This window comes from Curvibacter sp. Hmag1.1 (genome assembly GCF_059769165.1).
Genome location: NZ_JBMBGX010000002.1, coordinates 812992 through 829659 on the forward strand (window position 1 = coordinate 812992; position 16668 = coordinate 829659).

The 16668-nt window shown below is 62.4% G+C and carries 22 protein-coding genes; 8 read left to right on the plus strand and 14 right to left on the minus strand.

Features of this window, described 5'->3' with window-relative positions; translation table 11 throughout:
- Window positions 1-55: 55 nt before the first annotated feature.
- Together ACOAP0_RS04305 and ACOAP0_RS04310 are read left to right on the plus strand one after the other, a co-directional pair.
- Complete coding sequence (locus ACOAP0_RS04305) at window positions 56-1822, plus strand: DEAD/DEAH box helicase (protein ID WP_498375444.1); 1767 nt, start codon at window positions 56-58, stop codon at window positions 1820-1822.
- A gap of 43 nt (window positions 1823-1865) precedes the next feature.
- Complete coding sequence (locus ACOAP0_RS04310; protein ID WP_498391322.1) at window positions 1866-2414, plus strand: Rossmann-fold NAD(P)-binding domain-containing protein; 549 nt, start codon at window positions 1866-1868, stop codon at window positions 2412-2414.
- Here the strand turns inward: ACOAP0_RS04310 and ACOAP0_RS04315 are convergent.
- Window positions 2411-2791: a cupin domain-containing protein gene (locus tag ACOAP0_RS04315; protein ID WP_498375443.1), complete on the minus strand. Its 381-nt coding sequence runs from the start codon at window positions 2789-2791 to the stop codon at window positions 2411-2413. The genes ACOAP0_RS04310 and ACOAP0_RS04315 overlap by 4 nt on opposite strands.
- A gap of 75 nt (window positions 2792-2866) precedes the next feature.
- Here ACOAP0_RS04315 and gloA point away from each other — a divergent pair, with 75 nt between their 5' ends.
- Entirely contained in the window at window positions 2867-3280 is a 414-nt protein-coding gene (gloA, locus tag ACOAP0_RS04320) for a lactoylglutathione lyase (RefSeq protein ID WP_498375442.1), read from the plus strand.
- On the opposite strand, the gene ACOAP0_RS04325 is transcribed toward gloA, so the two are convergent.
- The 5 genes from ACOAP0_RS04325 to ACOAP0_RS04345 form a co-directional block, all read right to left on the minus strand.
- Window positions 3277-3711, minus strand: coding sequence for an SRPBCC family protein (locus ACOAP0_RS04325; protein WP_498375441.1), 435 nt, complete (start codon window positions 3709-3711; stop codon window positions 3277-3279). The genes gloA and ACOAP0_RS04325 overlap by 4 nt on opposite strands.
- A 160-nt stretch (window positions 3712-3871) precedes the next feature.
- A complete protein-coding gene (gene eda / locus ACOAP0_RS04330; RefSeq protein WP_498375440.1) occupies window positions 3872-4513 on the minus strand; it encodes a bifunctional 4-hydroxy-2-oxoglutarate aldolase/2-dehydro-3-deoxy-phosphogluconate aldolase in 642 nt (213 codons plus the stop codon).
- 33 nt (window positions 4514-4546) lie between these two features.
- Window positions 4547-6415, minus strand: coding sequence for a phosphogluconate dehydratase (gene edd, locus ACOAP0_RS04335; RefSeq protein WP_498375439.1), 1869 nt, complete (start codon window positions 6413-6415; stop codon window positions 4547-4549).
- Window positions 6416-6527: 112 nt separating this feature from the next.
- Window positions 6528-7106: a nucleotidyltransferase family protein gene (locus tag ACOAP0_RS04340; RefSeq protein ID WP_498375438.1), complete on the minus strand. Its 579-nt coding sequence runs from the start codon at window positions 7104-7106 to the stop codon at window positions 6528-6530.
- Between the two features lie 122 nt (window positions 7107-7228).
- Window positions 7229-7438: a hypothetical protein gene (locus tag ACOAP0_RS04345; protein ID WP_087494668.1), complete on the minus strand. Its 210-nt coding sequence runs from the start codon at window positions 7436-7438 to the stop codon at window positions 7229-7231.
- 117 nt (window positions 7439-7555) lie between these two features.
- On the opposite strand from ACOAP0_RS04345, the gene pdxH reads away from it, so the two are divergent.
- Window positions 7556-8194, plus strand: a complete 639-nt coding sequence (gene pdxH, locus ACOAP0_RS04350; protein ID WP_498375437.1) for a pyridoxamine 5'-phosphate oxidase — start codon at window positions 7556-7558, stop codon at window positions 8192-8194.
- Window positions 8195-8221: 27 nt separating this feature from the next.
- On the opposite strand, the gene ACOAP0_RS04355 is transcribed toward pdxH, so the two are convergent.
- The 8 genes from ACOAP0_RS04355 to ACOAP0_RS04390 form a co-directional block, all read right to left on the minus strand.
- Window positions 8222-8914 carry a DUF502 domain-containing protein gene (locus ACOAP0_RS04355; protein WP_498375436.1) on the minus strand — a complete coding sequence of 231 codons (693 nt, stop codon included), beginning with the start codon at window positions 8912-8914 and terminating at the stop codon, window positions 8222-8224.
- On the minus strand, window positions 8911-9285 hold the full coding sequence (locus ACOAP0_RS04360; RefSeq protein ID WP_498375434.1) for a VanZ family protein: 375 nt from the start codon (window positions 9283-9285) through the stop codon (window positions 8911-8913). Before ACOAP0_RS04360 ends, ACOAP0_RS04355 begins: the two co-directional genes overlap by 4 nt.
- Window positions 9286-9312: 27 nt before the next feature.
- Complete coding sequence (locus ACOAP0_RS04365) at window positions 9313-10272, minus strand: AEC family transporter (RefSeq protein ID WP_498375433.1); 960 nt, start codon at window positions 10270-10272, stop codon at window positions 9313-9315.
- 21 nt (window positions 10273-10293) lie between these two features.
- Window positions 10294-10746 (minus strand): DUF3299 domain-containing protein, encoded by a 453-nt coding sequence (locus tag ACOAP0_RS04370; protein WP_232459990.1) that lies wholly within the window; start codon window positions 10744-10746, stop codon window positions 10294-10296.
- A 156-nt stretch (window positions 10747-10902) separates the two neighbouring features.
- Window positions 10903-11145 carry a hypothetical protein gene (locus tag ACOAP0_RS04375; RefSeq protein WP_087494671.1) on the minus strand — a complete coding sequence of 81 codons (243 nt, stop codon included), beginning with the start codon at window positions 11143-11145 and terminating at the stop codon, window positions 10903-10905.
- Window positions 11146-11182: 37 nt separating this feature from the next.
- The gene (locus tag ACOAP0_RS04380) at window positions 11183-12385 is read right to left on the minus strand and encodes an ABC transporter permease (protein WP_498391323.1); all 1203 of its coding nucleotides are present in this window, start codon (window positions 12383-12385) and stop codon (window positions 11183-11185) included.
- Between the two features lie 4 nt (window positions 12386-12389).
- Window positions 12390-13067, minus strand: coding sequence for an ABC transporter ATP-binding protein (locus ACOAP0_RS04385; protein WP_498375430.1), 678 nt, complete (start codon window positions 13065-13067; stop codon window positions 12390-12392).
- Window positions 13064-13591, minus strand: coding sequence for a Fur family transcriptional regulator (locus ACOAP0_RS04390; protein ID WP_498375429.1), 528 nt, complete (start codon window positions 13589-13591; stop codon window positions 13064-13066). The genes ACOAP0_RS04385 and ACOAP0_RS04390 overlap by 4 nt, the downstream gene beginning before the upstream one ends.
- A gap of 101 nt (window positions 13592-13692) precedes the next feature.
- Between ACOAP0_RS04390 and ACOAP0_RS04395 the strand changes: the two genes are divergently transcribed.
- Genes ACOAP0_RS04395 through ACOAP0_RS04410 form a run of 4 tightly spaced genes read left to right on the plus strand, consistent with a single transcriptional unit; the run spans window position 13693 to window position 16558 of the window.
- A complete protein-coding gene (locus tag ACOAP0_RS04395) occupies window positions 13693-13842 on the plus strand; it encodes a hypothetical protein (RefSeq protein ID WP_198301907.1) in 150 nt (49 codons plus the stop codon).
- Window positions 13839-14657, plus strand: coding sequence for a zinc ABC transporter ATP-binding protein AztA (aztA, locus tag ACOAP0_RS04400; protein WP_498375428.1), 819 nt, complete (start codon window positions 13839-13841; stop codon window positions 14655-14657). The genes ACOAP0_RS04395 and aztA overlap by 4 nt, the downstream gene beginning before the upstream one ends.
- Window positions 14658-14665: 8 nt before the next feature.
- Window positions 14666-15556 (plus strand): metal ABC transporter permease, encoded by an 891-nt coding sequence (locus ACOAP0_RS04405; protein WP_498375427.1) that lies wholly within the window; start codon window positions 14666-14668, stop codon window positions 15554-15556.
- A gap of 60 nt (window positions 15557-15616) precedes the next feature.
- Window positions 15617-16558: a metal ABC transporter substrate-binding protein gene (locus tag ACOAP0_RS04410; protein ID WP_498375426.1), complete on the plus strand. Its 942-nt coding sequence runs from the start codon at window positions 15617-15619 to the stop codon at window positions 16556-16558.
- The last annotated feature ends 110 nt before the right edge of the window (window positions 16559-16668 follow it).

Consider the following 16668-nt stretch of genomic DNA (forward strand, 5'->3'; position numbering starts at 1 on the left):
CCGCGTGCCAGCAGAACGGCCGATTCCCAAGCGTCCAGGACGGACGCATTTATCCATGAACTTTGAAGAATTGAAGCTGGCACCTGCCATTGTGAAGGCCGTGCGTGAGCAGGGTTACGAAACGCCCACCGCCATCCAGGCGCAAGCCATTCCATTGGTACTCGAAGGCCACGACCTGCTGGGCGGCGCCCAGACCGGTACCGGCAAGACCGCTGCCTTCACCCTGCCCCTGCTGCACCGCCTCTCCATGAGCCGCAGCGCGCAGAACAAATTCGGCGGCACCGGCATTCGCGCTTTGGTGCTGACCCCCACCCGCGAACTCGCCGCCCAAGTAGAAGAGTCGGTGCGTCAGTACGGCAAATACCTGCAACTCAGCTCCACCGTCGTGTTCGGCGGCGTAGGGATGAACCCGCAGATTTCCAAAGTAAAAAAGGGCGTGGACATTCTGGTGGCTACTCCTGGCCGTCTGCTGGATTTGGCCCAACAAGGCATGCTGGACCTGGGCCAAGTGCAAATGTTGGTGCTGGACGAAGCCGACCGCATGTTGGACATGGGCTTCATCCATGACGTGAAAAAGGTGTTGGCCCTGGTGCCTAAAGAAAAGCAAAGCCTGCTGTTCTCTGCCACCTTCAGCGACGAAATCCGCGAGCTGGCCAACGGCCTGCTCAAGAACCCGCAAAGCGTGCAAGTCACACCTCGCAACACCACGGTGCAGCGCATCACGCAGGTGATCCACCCCGTGGGTCGAGGCAAGAAAAAGGCCCTGCTCGCCCACATCATCAACGAGCAAAACTGGAGCCAGGTGCTGGTGTTCACCCGCACCAAGTTCGGCGCCAACAACGTGGCCGAGTTTCTGGAAAAGAACGGCATCACTGCAATGGCGCTGCACGGCAACAAGAGCCAAGCCGCCCGTACCCAGGCACTGTCCGGCTTCAAGAGCGGCGATGTGCGCGCCTTGGTGGCCACCGACATTGCTGCTCGCGGCATCGACATTGACGATCTGCCGCACGTGGTGAACTACGAAATCCCGAACGTGAGCGAAGACTATGTGCACCGCATCGGCCGCACCGGTCGTGCCGGTGCCGACGGCGCCGCTGTGAACCTGGTTTGCCTGGACGAAGAAGGCTTCATGCAGGACATCGAGCGCTTCACCAAGCAAAAAATCGAAGTCAAGGTGGTCGAGGGATTTGCCCCCGAACCCGGTGAAAAGGCAGAACCCATCGCCATGGGCCGTCAGACCATTTGGGGCGGCGCAGGCAAGCCTCCAAGCCGTGACGTCATGCAGGCTGCCGCCAAGGCCGCCCGCACCGAAATGCTGCAACGCGTGCGCGACAACAAAGCCGGCCAAGGCGGTGGTCGCGGTGGGAATGCCGGCGCTGGTGGTGGCGGTAACGGCGGCGGTCGTGGTGGCCAAGGCCCCCGTGGCAATAGCGGCGGTGGCCGAGGCCCTGATCGCGGCGGCGAATTCCAGCCTCCCCGCTCGCAAGGCCCGCGTCCCGCACAAGGCCGTGGTCCGCGCCGTGAAGGCGGTAGCGCCGAGTTCCAGCCGCCTGCAGGCTTCACCCACGAAGGTCGCGCACCACGTCCGTCTACTGCCCAACCTGACCCCATGCGCACCAGCGTCGATATGATGGCTGGCCGTGGCGCCCGCCGCGGTGGTGGCGGTGGCTTTGGCGGCGGTGGCCGCAGTGGAGGTGGAAATGGCGGCGGATATGGTGGTGGCGGAGGCGGCTTCGGCGGCGGTGGACGCCCGGGTGGCGGTGGTCGCGGGGGCAACGGGCCTCGTGGGCCGCGCGGTCCTGGCGGCTCTTCTAGCCGATAAATACACCAGCGCGGTACACAGTCTGGGGCGGCGCACGCTGCCCTTGACCCACCCTAAGCTGACCCAACACATCGTCGACTTTGCGGCGCTCCCTGAGCTGCCGCAAATCGACGATGTTTTTATTTGTCTGGGCACGACCATCAAGGTGGCCGGCAGCCAGGCCGCGTTCCGCGCGGTGGACTATGACGCCGTTATGGCAGTAGCGCAGATGGGACGTGCGCAGGGCGCTACTAAATTAGGAGTGGTCAGCGCCATGGGCGCGGATGCCAAGTCTGGCGTTTTCTACAACCGCGTCAAAGGCGAAGTGGAAGATGCGATTGCACAGCTGGGCTACACCAGTGTCAGCATCGTTCGCCCTTCCCTCTTGGTGGGTGATCGCGGCCCGCTGAACCAGCCCGGGCGCCCCGGCGAGCGTATCGGCCTGGTGGTCAGCAAAGTGCTCAAGCCACTCATTCCTGCCAACTACCTGCCCGTGCAAGCCGAAGACGTGGCTGCGGGCTTGGTGCAGGCGGTCAAAGCTGGGCGACCCGGCGTGCAGCGCATTTTGTCGGGTGCCTTGCAGGGCACGGCAACCCGCGCCGCTGCGGCTTAGCCCCGCACAAACAGGGTGACCAAGGGCTGGTCACCCACTTGACGGCTCCAGTGGCCGTGGACGGCAGGGTCAAACGTGGCACCCTCGGGCAGCAAATCTGCCGAGTAAAAGTGCTGGCCGGGCCCGAACACGCGCGAACTGCCGTGCACCCCGATCTCCATTTGCCCCTGCAAAATAAAGCACCACTGCGTATTCCCCGAGCAATGGAACTGGCTGCGAAAGCCCACCGGGCTGGTGCGCAACTGGTAGCCGCCCGACGCAAACACTTCTGAGAGCATGGACTGCGGATTGCCCTCGTTCAAAGGAATCGTCTCCTCACGGAACTTGGCGAAGCCGTCGGTGTCGGTGTACAGAATGACTTGGGTGAACGTGCTCATGGTGGGCCTTTGAAAGTTGGCCGGATTATTCACCATGCACAGACAAGGAAAATGCCCTGATGCACAATTTGCCGCATGCAATTCCTCCACACCATGCTGCGCGTTGGCAACCTTCAACGCTCCATCGATTTCTACACCCAAGTGCTAGGCATGCAATTGCTGCGCACCTCGGAAAACCCGGAATACAAATACAGCCTCGCCTTCCTCGGATTTGATGGAGGCAACCCCGGCCAGGCTGAGATCGAGCTCACCTACAACTGGGGCACCGAAAGCTACGATTTGGGCACTGCCTACGGCCACATCGCCTTGGGCGTGCCGGACGCCTATGCCGCTGTGGAGAAAATCAAAGCTGCCGGCGGCAACGTGACCCGCGAGGCTGGCCCCGTCAAGGGCGGCAGCACAGTGATCGCCTTTGTGACCGATCCGGACGGCTACAAGATCGAACTGATCCAAAAAGCACCAAGAGAAGCAGGTGTAGGCCTGCGTTAACGCAGTACCTCGGCGGCCAATCGCTCCAGATTCTGCTGGTTGGCCGCAGCCACAAAGGTGGCCAGGGCCTGGTAATGCTCCACGGTGTCAAAGGTCTGCTTCCAACACACTTTGGTACCTTCCCCTGAGGGCTTGAGCTCCAGAGTCAACGTGAAATGGTGGCCGTTCAGGTGCTCTATCTCCCACAAAGCATCTGGCACGATCCGGGCAAAGCGGCTTTCATTCGGATAGTCCGTCCCGTCCGGCGCATGCATGGTGAGCACCCAGCTGCCCCCAGGCTGGAAATCAAACGTGTGCATGGTGCTGCTGAAGCCATCCGGCCCCCACCAACGGGCCACCCGGTCAGGGTCGCTCATGGCGGCGAATACAGTGGATGGCGATGCAGCGATGAAGTGGCTGCGGGTATCGGAGCGGTAATCTATGGGTTCCATGGCAGGACTTTTTGTTTCGGATGTGCGGTTGAAATCCTAAAGGTTTGTACCACTAGCAGCTTATTCGAGAAAAATCATGCTCTAGCTATAACTTTCATAGCTACCCGCGAAATAAAAAAGGGCGCCGCAGCGCCCTTTTTTCTTTCAACCACCGTGCGCCTTACTTGCGCAGCGCCTGCGTGTCTTTGGCTAGCTGGGTGATCTTGTTCCACTCGCCCTTGGCCATGGCGTCGGCCGGCACGATCCACGAGCCGCCAACGCACACCACGTTGGGCAGGGCCAAAAACTCGGGCGCGTTTTGCAGGGTCACGCCGCCGGTGGGGCAGAACTTCACGTCGAAGAAAGGGCCGCTCCAAGCCTTGAGCATGGCGGGGCCGCCGGCTTGCATGGCGGGGAAAAATTTGAGCTGGGTAAAGCCATCTTCCTGCGCCATCATGATTTCGCTGCCGGTGGCTACACCGGGCAACAAGGACAGGCCCAAGTCACGGCAGGCCTGGCCAACGGCGCTGGTGTAACCGGGGCTCACGGCAAAGCGGGCACCGGCGTTGGCGGCAGCTTGTGCATCTGCCTTGCTGCGCACAGTGCCGGCGCCAACCACGGCTTCAGGCACATCACGGGCAATGGCTTCCATGCAGGCAAGCGCCTGGGGAGTGCGCAGGGTCACTTCCAGCATGCGCACGCCGCCGGCCACCAGAGCGCGGGCCATAGGCACCGCGTGAGCTACATCGTTCAGCACGATGACGGGGATGACGGGCGCGTCCTGCATGACTTGCAGGGCGGTAAAGGCGGGAGCGTTAGACATTGAAAAGTTCCAGATCGACGTTATTGGGGGGGGTCAGAACCAGGTGCAGGCGCCTTCTTCGGCGGCCAGTGCATTGCGGCGGAAGTTGGCGAACAGTTCTCGGCCCATGCCGATGCCATTAGCAGCACGCAGGGCTTCGGGCATGGTGTCCAGGGGGCGTGCCGCCCACTCGGCATCGCTCACCAGCACTTGCAGGGTTTCGGCGTTGGCGTCCAGGCGGATGATGTCGCCATCGCGCACCTTGGCCAAGGGGCCACCGGCAGCGGCCTCGGGCGACACGTGGATGGCGGCAGGCACTTTGCCGGAGGCGCCGCTCATGCGGCCATCAGTCACCAGCGCCACGCGATAACCCTTGCCTTGCAGCACGGCCAGGGGCGGGGTGAGCTTGTGCAGCTCAGGCATGCCATTGGCCTGCGGGCCTTGCCAACGCACCACGCAAATCACGTCGTGATTGAGTTCATCGGCGCTGAAGGCTTTGTGCAGTGCGTCTTGCGAGTCGAACACGCGGCAAGGTGCTTCAATGATGTGGCGGTCGTCCGGCACCGCAGACACCTTGATCACGCTGCGGCCGAGGTTGCCCTTGAGCAACTTGAGGCCACCGCTGGCGCTGAACGGGCTGCTGGCAGGGCGCACCACGGTCTCGTCCTTGCTGGCACCTGCATCTGCCCACTGCAAGCTGCCATCGGCTTTGGCGGACGGAATGGCGGTGTATTCACGCAAACCACCGCTGCGCACGGTCAACACATCCGCATGCATGAAGCCGGCATCCAGCAGCTCGCGGATCACGTAGCCTGGGCCGCCTGCAGCCTGGAACTGGTTCACATCGGCGCTGCCGTTGGGATAGACACGGGTCAGCAAGGGCACCACGTCCGACAGGGACGAGAAGTCGTTCCAGTCGATCACGATGCCCGCGGCGCGGGCCACCGCCACCCAGTGGATCAAATGGTTGGTCGAACCGCCGGTGGCCAGCAGCGCCACCATGGCGTTCACGATGCAGCGCTCGTCCACCACCTCGCCGATGGGCGCAAAACGCTTGGCCTTGGTAATGCCCAGCACGGTGCGTACCGCTTCACGGGTCAGTTCCTGGCGCATGCCGTCGCCGGGGTTGATGAAGGCGGTGCCAGGCACATGCAGGCCCATGGCTTCGAGCAGCATCTGGTTGCTGTTAGCGGTGCCGTAAAAAGTGCAAGTGCCTTCGCCGTGGTACGCAGCGCTCTCGGCGGCCAGCAGTTCAGGGCGGCCGACCAAGCCTTGGGCGGCTTTTTCGCGCACCTTGGCCTTTTCGTTGTTGGGCAGACCCGAAGTCATGGGGCCAGCCGGCACAAACACGGTGGGCAGGTGGCCGAAGTGCAGTGCGCCGATCAACAAGCCGGGCACGATCTTGTCGCACACGCCCAGCATCAGGGCGGCATCAAACACATCGTGGCTCAGCGACACGGCAGTAGCCATGGCGATGGCGTCGCGGCTGAACAAGCTCAGCTCCATGCCGGCGGTACCTTGGGTCACGCCATCGCACATGGCGGGTACTCCGCCCGCCACTTGGGCTGTTGCGCCGTGCTTGCGGGCTTCGACCTTGACCAGATCAGGGTAATGCTGCAAGGGCGCGTGGGCGGAAAGCAGGTCGTTATAAGCGTTGACGATGCCGATGTTCGGGCCCTTCTCGGCCACGATCTTGAGCTTGTCCAGTCCGGTGACGCGGGTCTTGTCGGCCTCGGGCATCGCGGCAAAAGCGTGAGCCACGTTGGCACAACCCATGCGGTCGGCACCGGGCTTGCGATCAGCCATCTGCGCGACTTGGGCCAGATACGCGCTGCGGGTGGCCGCGCTGCGCTCCACGATACGGCGGGTCACCGCCTCCACAACAGGGTGCAACGCGACGGGGGTAGAGGTGGTGTCTGGCATATGTTTCTGTAACTAAATTACACATCTGATGGTAACTTGGAAACCCCCACTTGTGAATGCACGTGGTTACCAGTGAGGTACAAACTGGCCGCCGTACGGCCGTGTCGCGGGTTCAGGACGCTGCCTGCAACAGGCGTTCTGCGCGTTGCAAATCGTCCAGGGTGTCGATATCGGTGATGCAACCGGGGTCGTTGACTACTATTTTGATAGCTGCTCGCGCAGACACTACGGGCGCTGCACCCTGATTTCCCTGCAAAGCAGCGAGTGCATCGCCACACGCAGGGGCAAAGCGCACCGGGTGGCCACGCTGCCCTTCAAACACCGGCATAAGTACCTCGCCGGCCAGCGGAGCACGGGCGATATCCACCAGGGTTTCAGGGCGAATCAGGGGCAAATCGGCGGGCAACACCATCCAGCCCGGCGCTTCGAGGGTGGCGCGTACGGCGGCAGCAATGCTATCACCCATGCCGGGGTGGCCTGCATCTTCGAGGTGCCAGCGCAATCCACTGGCGCGCACGGCGTTCAGAGTGCGCTGCATCACGGGGGTGCCGGCCAGGTCTGCTTGCAGTTTGTGCACCTTGCCGCCGGATGCTGTAAAGCGCTCGCCACGGCCGGAGGCCAGCACCAGCACCACAGGCAAAGCAGCGGCCTCAAGGGATGAAACCAGGGGGTAACTCGCGGGGATATTCATGGGCGCTGCACTCCGGAAGGCAAGGTCACTTGCGAAGAGTATGCAACTGGCAGTACGCCGGCTCCAACGCCCGAAAAGGAAACGCGACCGGCACAGGCGGGCTGTGCCGGTGCAAAAGCTGTTTACTGGGCAGCGGACGCAGGGGCAGCAGGTGCCGAAGCGGCAGCATCTGCAGGTTCTGCCACAGGGGTAGACACCGACACAGGCGCAGCAGCAGGCTTGGCGCGGGACTTGTGGACGGCGAAACCGATCACGGAAGCCAGGATGGCCACGATGATGACGGCGATGACTACGGTGACGACGGTTTGGTCGTTATTTTCCTGGGCAGACATGCAAAAGACTCCGGTTGAAAAAGCAACCCATGATTGTAGGCGGTCGCTGCGCACTCACCCTGCTGCCGCATGACCCATCGCAAGCCGCGGGAAGCGCACTCTTCCTATACTGCGGGCATGACATCCATTGCCGACCTTCGCAAAAGCTACGAACGTGCCGAACTCGATGAGCACGCCTCGCACGCTGACCCGCTCCAACAATTCGATCGCTGGCTTCAGGAAGCCATTCAGGGCGAGATTCCCGAACCCAATGCCATGACGCTGGCCACCGTGGGCAGCGACTTGCGCCCGTCCACCCGCGTGGTACTGATCAAAGGGTACGACGCCCGCGGCATCGTCTGGTACACCAACTACGGCAGCCGCAAGGGCCAGGCACTGGCGGGCAACCCGTATGCGGCTTTGCAGTTCCATTGGGTGGAGCTGGAGCGCGTGGTACGCATTGAAGGCGTGGTCGAAAAAGTGAGTGATGAGGAAAGCGACGCCTACTTCCACAGCCGCCCGCTGGATTCGCGCATTGGTGCTTGGGCTTCGCCCCAGAGCGAGGTGATTCCGGGTCGCACGGTGCTGGTCACCAACGCAGCCAAATACGCCGCACAGTTTTTGCTGCAACCGCCCCGCCCGCCGCACTGGGGCGGCTACAGGCTCAAGCCGGACCAGTGGGAATTCTGGCAAGGCCGCAAGAGCCGCCTGCACGACCGCCTGCGCTACTGCGCAGGCGAAGACGGCCAGTGGCTGCGCGAGCGCTTGGCACCTTAGCGCACAGGGCTGCCTGCTACACGGGCGTCAGAGCCCGGATTTTTTCAGGTATTGATCGGAAGTGACGCCCATCGACACATAGATGCTCGTCACCCCCTCCATGCCGATGTCTGCGGGCTCCACCCAGTCCGGCGGCACATAGAGCAAACCACCGCCCACAGGAACGGGCGCTGTCGGCACCAGTACCCCGAGATAAGGCATGCCACCAATCATCACGGCCTGGGGTGTCGACAAAAAGCCGAGCACAGCTGTGCCCTGCTTGCCCGCCGCAACGCTGGCGTCACCGGCATCAGAGCCCGGTTTGCCGCCAAAATACAGCCATACAGGCGACAGTGACTGAAGCTCCTCCCCGTCTTTCCTGCTCAACAGACCGACCAGCTTTTGCACCACGTCGTACACCGTACGGACCACAGGAATGCGTTGCACCAATGCTTCCAGCAGCTGGGCCGCACCTTGCTCCAGGCCCCGCTCCACCATCAAGCCGAAGGCATAGACCAGCGCAACCACCAACATCAAGCCCAGCAGGTAGCCGATCACCTCCGACTCAGTCAGCCCCAGCCCGATGCCGGTCAGCAACTGACCGAAGGCACTCCCCGGCCCCAGCCATACAGCCAGAAAACTCCACAGCCACGATAGCAATAACAAGGTTGCCGCCAAGGGCAGTAGCGCCAGCACCCCCGTGAGCAAGGTGCGCAAGGGGTGTTTCAACTTGAAGTTCATGTACCGGAGTTTCCTGCCAAAAGTGTCAGGCCACGGATGCGCGCCCACACCGCCATGGCACCTGTACCCAGAGCGATGCCTGTGGCATCAGCCAACCAATCCATCCAGTCCCCTTGGCGCCAGGTGGTCATCGCCTGCGCGCACTCGATGGCCACACCCAGCAGCAGCAAGCCCACCAGCACACGCGGCACCGCCATCGGATAGGCCAGCAAACCGAAAACGGCCAAGGCTGCAAAACCAAGTGCGTGCTGCGCTTTGTCCCAAAACACCAGGGTCTGGGGAACCTGTTCACCGGGCACCAAAGACATCACCACGGTCAAAGCCACCAGCAGCCAAAAGGCAACTTTCCACAAAAGACGGGCAAGCTTCAAGTTCAAATGCTCCAGATAGCGGCTGAGTCAGCCCAGCCACAAAGGCAAGAGGTACATCACCAGCGTGACGGTGACCAATGCCACCAAGGTCGAAACCGCCACGCTGGCAGTGACCAGGTCTTCCGCCTTCTGGTAGCGCTGAGAAAACAAAAACACGTTGGCACCAATGGGCAGCGATGCCGCCACCACCAACACGGTAAGCGACATGCCGCGCAGGCCTGCCAGGTAGCCCGACAGTGCCATGAGGGCGGGATGCAGCAGCGTCTTGACAGCGGAAATGGCCAAGGCGCCCTTCAGATTGCGGCCGATGGCTGCGTTAGACAGCGTTACGCCCACCAACACCAGCGCCACCGGGCCGAAGGCATTGCCCAGCAGTTGCAAGGGCCGGTCCACCACATCGGGCAAGCCCCAACCGGTCTGGGCATAGAGCAGCCCTGCAATGATGGGCATGGGCACCGGGTGCACCACCGCATTGCGCACCGCCAAGCCTACCGACTTGAGCGGGTGGCGTGCGGGCCCATCGTGTTGGGCGCTTTCTTCACGCGCACTCAGCAACTCCAGCACCACGGTGGCAAATGTCAGCAGCACCAGCGCGTGCAAGGAAATCAGGGTGAAGAGCAGCACCAGCGCGTCTTTGCCATATGCCAAGCCGACCAGCGGAATGCCGATCATCACCGTGTTGCTGAAGGTGCCGGAGAGCGCAATCACTGCAGCCCGGCTGCTGGGACCTTGCAGCAACAACATCACCGTAAACAAGCCGGCCGCCACGGCGAAGTACAGCGACACGGGTGCAAAGTCCAAGTCCTGCACATGCACGCTGCTCATGGTGCGGAACAGCAGGGCCTGGGTCAGCACCAGAAAAACAAGGTTGGAAAGATCGCGTACCGCCTCTTGGCGGATGAGCTTCATCTTGCCGGTGACTACACCGACCAGAATCAGCAGAACCACCGGCAACAGGGACGATACGACCGGGTGGTCCAAAGGCATGCAGCTACAGCAAAACGGAAGTTATTTGACGGCAACCGCATCAGTGATGCGGTAGTAGAGGCCATAGGGGTCGTCATTGAGCACCGCAAACTGACCTTCGACCACCACAGCTTCCATGGAGTATTTCACAGGGGTCTTGGTCTTCACTTCCACCATGCTCTCGGGACCGCCGGGCACACAAAAAGAGCAAGTCAGAGGCACAGAGCTGATGAGAAAGTGCTTTTGCTTTTCACCGGGTTCCAGCGGCATCATGAAGCCCTGAATGCGCTGTACTTTTTTGTTCAGGGCCTGCACATCGGCCGGGAACACGGGCAGCAGGCGGTTCTTCTCCGTCTTGGTTTTGACGGTGGTCAGTACCGACCAGGGCAGCACGTCAGCGCGGTCTTTCAAAGGGGCGAAGGGGCTGTTGGGGCTGTGCACGCCGGCGCCGGTACCCGCGGGAACACCGGGCATGGGGGAGCTTAGCTGGGCCATGGCAGGCGCGACCCAAACAGCACCCAGCACCAAGGCCAAAGAGAAGACACCACGACGGGCGGAGCAGATTTCAGCGCGCATACAAAACCTCCGGAGAAGAGCCACAGTTTAGTGCGACCCTGTGAACCGCATAAGACCCGGGGTTGAACCCGCGGCTCAATGCTCGTGTTTCATGCCGCAGAACTTGCCAATGGCAATGCCCTTGCACGCGGCCTGCAGCTCTTTGTTGCAGATGTCTTCCCCTTTGCCGGCTTCACGACACTTTGCAGCAGCTTCATGTGCGGCGGCCATGGCGCGGTGCTTGGCCACGTCCTGTTTGGTTTCTTCAGCACTTTCTTTTGCTACAGAAAACGTAGCTGCTTGCGCAAGCAGAATGAGCGCCAGGAGGCTTTTTTTCATATATTTCCTTGGGAGTTAGAGTGAAATACAAACGGAGTTAACGGCTCTGAAGCAAGCGCAACACGCTCACCCGATAAGCCGCCACGGTAGGCAATACAGCAGAAGCGAGAGACACGACCAGCGCCAGTGCGGGCACCACCCACAGCCCGACGGGCCAGACCATGCCGCCGATCAAGAGCGAGTTGTCCAGGCTGAGGAACAACGCCAGTGCCTGCGCAAAGCCCTGACCGAGCAGCACACCCAGCACGGCCGCCAGCAGCCCCAGCCATAGGGCTTCGCACAGCAGCAAGGTAGCCACTTTGGCAGGGGATGCACCCAGCATGCGCAGCAGCGCCAGGTCGGTACGCCGCTCGCGCACGGCGCTCCACAGGGCAATGAACACGCTCAAGCCCGCAGTGAGCAAAAGCACAGCGGCAAAAGCACGCAGCACATCGGTGCCCAGGCCCAGCATGTTGAGCAAGCGGGTGATTTCCAGCGCCGGAGCGGCGGCTTGCATTTCGGTGCTGGTGTTTACATAGCGCGGAAAGCTCAAGGCCGCCATGGGGGTTTTGTATTTCACCAGCGCCATGGTGATTTCGCGCTCTTCTTCCATGACCTTGCGGTCGTCATCGTCCACCGCCGTGTAGTCCTCGTGCACCTTCCACACCGAGGCGGTGTCGGTCAGGATCAGCCGGTCCAGTACGCTGCCACTGGGCTGCAGGATGCCGACCACGGTGTAGGCGTTCTCGCCGTGGGTGTGACCACCCGCGCCCAAGCCATGCGAGCCTACAAAGGTCTGGCCCAGTTGCAGCCCCATGCGCTGGGCCACGGTAGATCCCAGCACGGCTTGCATGGGCTGCGTCCACAGCGCACCTTGAGCAAGCTGTGCCTCGTAGAGGTCCACATAAGCAGTCGACGTGCCTACGATGCGATAGCCACCGAAGTTGTCGCCCAGGCTGATGGGAATGATCAGCGCCACCAGCGGGTTCTTCGCCAGTTCATTCACCGCCTGAAGCGGCACGTTGCCCGGCGGCACGTCAATGTGCAACACGCCCGAGAGGATGAGCTGCATGGGGCTGCCCTTGGCGCCCACCACCACGTCGATGCCGGCCAAGTCACGGTCAAAAGCCTTGCTGAGTTGCGCCCCCACCAGCAACAAAAAGGTAATCGACGCCAGCCCCAGACTCAGCAGCAGAAGGTTGAGCGCGGCCCCCAAGGGACGGGACCACAAATAGCGCCATGCAAAGAATAGAGTTTTCATGGTGCTACGCTTTTGATAGCTGCTCGCGCACAATTGACAAGCGCCAGAAGCCTATTTGACCATCCGTCGCAGGCGGCACCAGGGCAGCGACCCGCGCGTCGTGGGTGGCAATCACCAGCGTGGCGCCGTGCCGGGCTGCGGTAGCGAGCAACAGGCCCACAGCTTGTGCGGCGGCTTCGTCATCCAGGCTGGCGGTTGGCTCGTCGGCCAGCAGCACGTGGGGCTTGAGCAGCACCGCACGCGCCAGCGCCACCCGCTGCGCCTGCCCGCCGGAGAGCTGGCCGGGCAAGCGACCTGCCAGCTCTGCAACTCCCAACGCATTCAGGGCCGTTTGGATGCTTGCGATATCTTCATCCCTACCAGCGGCCCATTGCGCCATAGCCAGGTTTTGTTGCACGGTCAGCGCCTCACTCAAATGCAACTTTTGCGGCAAAAAACCGATGGCGCCAGCACGCCATGCGTCCGCCGCCGCACCACGCAAACCGGTCACGTCCTGGCCTGCCACGTTCAGCGTGCCGGCAGATGGCGCCACCAAGGCAGCCACCAAGGCCAGCCAAGTGGATTTGCCACTGCCCGAAGGGCCACTGAGCAGCAGCACCGCGCCCTGGGGCACTTGCACATCCGGAAAACGCAGCTCGCTGCCTCCGGGGTAGCGGTAGCGCAGACCTTGGCTATGGATCATGCGGCGGGCCCTGCGTTCGCACTGGCAGATGCAGCACCCGTGGCGCAGTCCGCGCACACGCCCTTCACCGCAAAGTCGAGGTGCATGTCGGTGTAGCCCAGTGCCCGCAGGGATTCGATGGCGGTTTGTGCCGCTTTCTCCAGATCCACCGCATGCAGGGCACCGGCCAAGGGGCTGTCGCGGTGGCAGGTCTGACACTCAAAGTGGGGGGTAGCGTGCACGCTGGCGGGCATGGCCTGGTAGCGGCGCACACGCTGGCTGTCCACCCGGCAAAGCAGCAGGCCTACCTGCGTCAGGCGGTCTATCAGGCGGTAGAGGGTGACGCGGTCCAACGGCTCGACGTGGTCACCGGCCAGAGACTCCTGCAACTGCGCATGGGTGTAGCTGGTGTCGGGGTGGGCCAACAGCCAGCCCAACACGCGGCGCGCCGCCGCCGTGCGGCGCAGGCCATGGGCCGACAAGAGCGCGTCAATCGGATCGTCACCCTTGAGCACGGGCGGGGCCGGTGGGTTCACAGAAGCCATCAGAACATCCTCGAAAATGCAATTCAGTTGCAATAGTCATTTAAATGCAACCAAGTTGCGTTAGACTATATCGCAATTTAGTTGCATTATGAGATTGCTTTGTGACAGTTCCCCGCCCTACCCGCCAACTTTACAAACGCCCCGGATTCCTGGCCCTGCCCGCATGGCAGCGCGTCGCCATCACCCTGCCGGCCCTCGCCCTGCTCTGGCTGGGCGTGTGGTGGGCGAGCCTGGAAGCAGCGCCACTATGACCACACTGGTGCCATCCGCCGCCGTCACGCTGCACAACCTGACGGTGAGCTACCGCCGCCACCCGGCGCTGCACCATGTAAGTGGTCACTTTGCGCGAGGCTCATTGACGGCGGTGATAGGCCCCAACGGTGCAGGCAAAAGCACCTTGCTCAAAAGCCTGGCCGGGCTGGTGCAACCCGACCCGCACGGGCACATTAGCCCTGCACCCGGACAGCGTTTGGCCTACTTGCCCCAACACAGCGAGTTGGACCGCAGTTTTCCGCTGGATGTGCGCGACTGCGTGCTCATGGGCCTGTGGGCGCAGACCGGCGCCTTTGGCAGCGCCACAGCGGCCATGCTGGCGCGGGTGGATGCTGCGCTGGAGGCGGTGGGCCTGCAAGGCTTTGAGCGCCGCCCGGTAGGCACGCTCTCCAGCGGCCAGTTACAGCGCGCCCTGTTTGCCCGCCTGCTGGTGCAGGACGCCGACCTCATCCTGCTGGACGAACCCTTCAACGCCGTCGACAGCAAAACCACCGCCGGCCTGCTCACCCTGGTGCAGCAGTGGCACCGCCAAGGCCGCACCGTCATAGCTGTGCTGCACGACGACGCGCAAGTGAGGGAGCACTTTCCCCAGACCCTGTTGCTGGCACGCGAATGCATTGCCTGGGGTGCCACGGCTGAGGTTTTGACAGAAGCCAACCTGCAACGCGCCCGCGCCATGGCTGAAGCCTGGGACGAGACAGCCGCCATTTGCGACATCGACGGCGAAGTCAACGGCCTGGACTTCGACACCCTGCTGGCCCGGCGACTGGCCGCCACCCCTACCACCGTTTAAGGATGCCCATGGACTTTTCTGTGGGCCCGGTATGGGAGGCCCTGATTTCCCCTTTTGCCGAATTTGCCTTCATGCGCCGCGCGCTGGTGGCTACGTTGGCGCTGTCGCTGAGTGCCGCCCCCTTGGGCGTTTTCCTGACCCTGCGCCGCATGAGCCTCTTGGGCGATGCACTCAGCCATGCAGTGCTGCCCGGGGTGGCCATCGGCTTCATGGTGAGTGGCTTATCACTCACCGCCATGGCAGTGGGCGGTGTGGTCGCGGGCCTGCTCGTTGCGGGCATGTCCGGTGCGGTGAGCCGTTTCACCACCCTGAAAGAAGACGCCAGCCTGGCCGCCATTTACCTCGTGGCCCTAGCGCTGGGCGTGACCTTGATTGCGGGCCACGGTACGCAGCTGGACTTGCTGCACATCCTGTTCGGCAGCGCCCTGGGTGTGGACGGGGATGGCCTGCTGTTGGTGGCCGGCGTGGCTACCTTCAGCGTCCTGACGCTTGCGCTCATGTACCGGGGGCTGGTGCTGGAAACCTTTGACCCGGTGTTCTTGGCCGCGCACCGCAGCCGCGTGCCGCCTTGGGTCTGGCAGCAGGGCTTTTTGATGCTGGTGGTGCTCAACCTGGTGGCGGGCTTTCAGACCCTGGGCACGCTCATGGCCGTGGGGCTGATGATGCTGCCCGCCGTGAGTGCCCGCCTGTGGCACGACACCCTGCCTGCGCAACTGCTCAACGCCAGCGCACAAGCGGCGCTGGCCGGTGTCGCCGGGCTGCTGCTGTCCTACCACTTCGACACGCCCTCGGGCCCCACCATCATCGGCTGCGCAGGGGCGCTCTATGCCACCTCTTTGTTGCTCGCGCCCGGCGGCTGGCTACCACGCCGCTGGATGCGGTCCCACCGCGTGGCCTGAGCCACGCCCCATCCGCATTTCTTTTCTATTTCGACTCCACAACCCAACCTGCATATCACCATGACTGCATTCGACACCTTCTCGCTCTCCGCCATGCCGCGCCGTTTTCTCTTGGCCAGTGCCACCGCCCTGGCCTTGCTGGGCAGCCAAGCCTTCGCGGCCGACAAGCTGCCGGTGACCGCCAGCTTCAGCATCTTGGGCGATCTGGTGCGCGTGGTCGGTGGCGACCGGGTGGCCGTCACCACCTTGGTCGGCCCCAATGAAGATGCCCATGTGTTTGAAGCCAAGCCCGCTGACGCCAAAACCTTGTTGGCATCCAGGCTGGTCGTCACCAACGGATTGGGCTTTGAACCCTGGGCTGCCAAGCTCATCAAGTCAGCAGGCTACAAGGGCGAGACTGTGGCAGCCACCAAAGGGGTGAAGCCACGACATATGGAAGAAGAGAAAGGCCACGCCGGCCACGCCCACGAAGAAACCGATCCCCACGCTTGGCAAAACCCCGGCAATGTGGTGCTTTACGTGCGCAACATCGCAGCCGGTTTGTCCAAAGTGGACGCCGCAGGTGCTGCCACTTACCAAGCCAACGCAGAGGCCTACGTCAAAGAACTGCAGGCGCTGGACAGCTGGACCAAAGAGCAGATTGTCAGCATCCCGGCGGACAAACGCAAGGTCATTACCTCGCACGATGCATTTGGCTACTTTGCAGCGCAGTACGGCGTGAAGTTTCTGGCCCCGCAAGGTGTGAACACTGAAACCGAACCCAGCGCCAAACAAGTGGCCCAGCTGATCAAGCAAATCCAGCGCGAAAAAATCCGCGCCGTGTTTGTGGAAAACATGAGTACGCCTAAGCTCATCGCCCAACTCAGCAAAGACGCCGGTGCCACCCTGGGCGCCAGCCTGTATGCCGACGCACTGTCCACCGCGGACCAGCCAGGCGCCACCTACTTGAAGATGATGCGTCACAACGTGACCCAGCTGGTCGCAGGGATGAAGTTGAACTGACGCCGGTTTTTGCTATACATTCAGGAGCTGCCTGCGCATATTCCGCGGGCGCCACAGGCGTTTTCGGCGCAAATTTCACAATATTGTTTGAATCTGCACAGTTTCCACAC

Bases quoted from the DNA above. Each gene is read 5' to 3' on its own strand.
- ACOAP0_RS04375 (WP_087494671.1), bottom strand. From the start codon at position 11,145: ATGAAAAAAAGCCTCCTGGCGCTCATTCTGCTTGCGCAAGCAGCTACG.
- ACOAP0_RS04325 (WP_498375441.1), bottom strand. From the start codon at position 3,711: ATGGAACCCATAGATTACCGCTCCGATACCCGCAGCCACTTCATCGCT.
- ACOAP0_RS04385 (WP_498375430.1), bottom strand. From the start codon at position 13,067: ATGATCCATAGCCAAGGTCTGCGCTACCGCTACCCCGGAGGCAGCGAG.
- ACOAP0_RS04390 (WP_498375429.1), bottom strand. From the start codon at position 13,591: ATGGCTTCTGTGAACCCACCGGCCCCGCCCGTGCTCAAGGGTGACGAT.
- ACOAP0_RS04405 (WP_498375427.1), top strand. From the start codon at position 14,666: ATGGACTTTTCTGTGGGCCCGGTATGGGAGGCCCTGATTTCCCCTTTT.
- pdxH (WP_498375437.1), top strand. From the start codon at position 7,556: ATGACATCCATTGCCGACCTTCGCAAAAGCTACGAACGTGCCGAACTC.
- ACOAP0_RS04315 (WP_498375443.1), bottom strand. From the start codon at position 2,791: ATGAGCACGTTCACCCAAGTCATTCTGTACACCGACACCGACGGCTTC.
- eda (WP_498375440.1), bottom strand. From the start codon at position 4,513: ATGTCTAACGCTCCCGCCTTTACCGCCCTGCAAGTCATGCAGGACGCG.
- aztA (WP_498375428.1), top strand. From the start codon at position 13,839: ATGACCACACTGGTGCCATCCGCCGCCGTCACGCTGCACAACCTGACG.
- gloA (WP_498375442.1), top strand. From the start codon at position 2,867: ATGCAATTCCTCCACACCATGCTGCGCGTTGGCAACCTTCAACGCTCC.
- ACOAP0_RS04340 (WP_498375438.1), bottom strand. From the start codon at position 7,106: ATGAATATCCCCGCGAGTTACCCCCTGGTTTCATCCCTTGAGGCCGCT.
- edd (WP_498375439.1), bottom strand. From the start codon at position 6,415: ATGCCAGACACCACCTCTACCCCCGTCGCGTTGCACCCTGTTGTGGAG.
- ACOAP0_RS04305 (WP_498375444.1), top strand. From the start codon at position 56: ATGAACTTTGAAGAATTGAAGCTGGCACCTGCCATTGTGAAGGCCGTG.
- ACOAP0_RS04355 (WP_498375436.1), bottom strand. From the start codon at position 8,914: ATGAACTTCAAGTTGAAACACCCCTTGCGCACCTTGCTCACGGGGGTG.
- ACOAP0_RS04370 (WP_232459990.1), bottom strand. From the start codon at position 10,746: ATGGCCCAGCTAAGCTCCCCCATGCCCGGTGTTCCCGCGGGTACCGGC.
- ACOAP0_RS04345 (WP_087494668.1), bottom strand. From the start codon at position 7,438: ATGTCTGCCCAGGAAAATAACGACCAAACCGTCGTCACCGTAGTCATC.
- ACOAP0_RS04410 (WP_498375426.1), top strand. From the start codon at position 15,617: ATGACTGCATTCGACACCTTCTCGCTCTCCGCCATGCCGCGCCGTTTT.
- ACOAP0_RS04365 (WP_498375433.1), bottom strand. From the start codon at position 10,272: ATGCCTTTGGACCACCCGGTCGTATCGTCCCTGTTGCCGGTGGTTCTG.
- ACOAP0_RS04380 (WP_498391323.1), bottom strand. From the start codon at position 12,385: ATGAAAACTCTATTCTTTGCATGGCGCTATTTGTGGTCCCGTCCCTTG.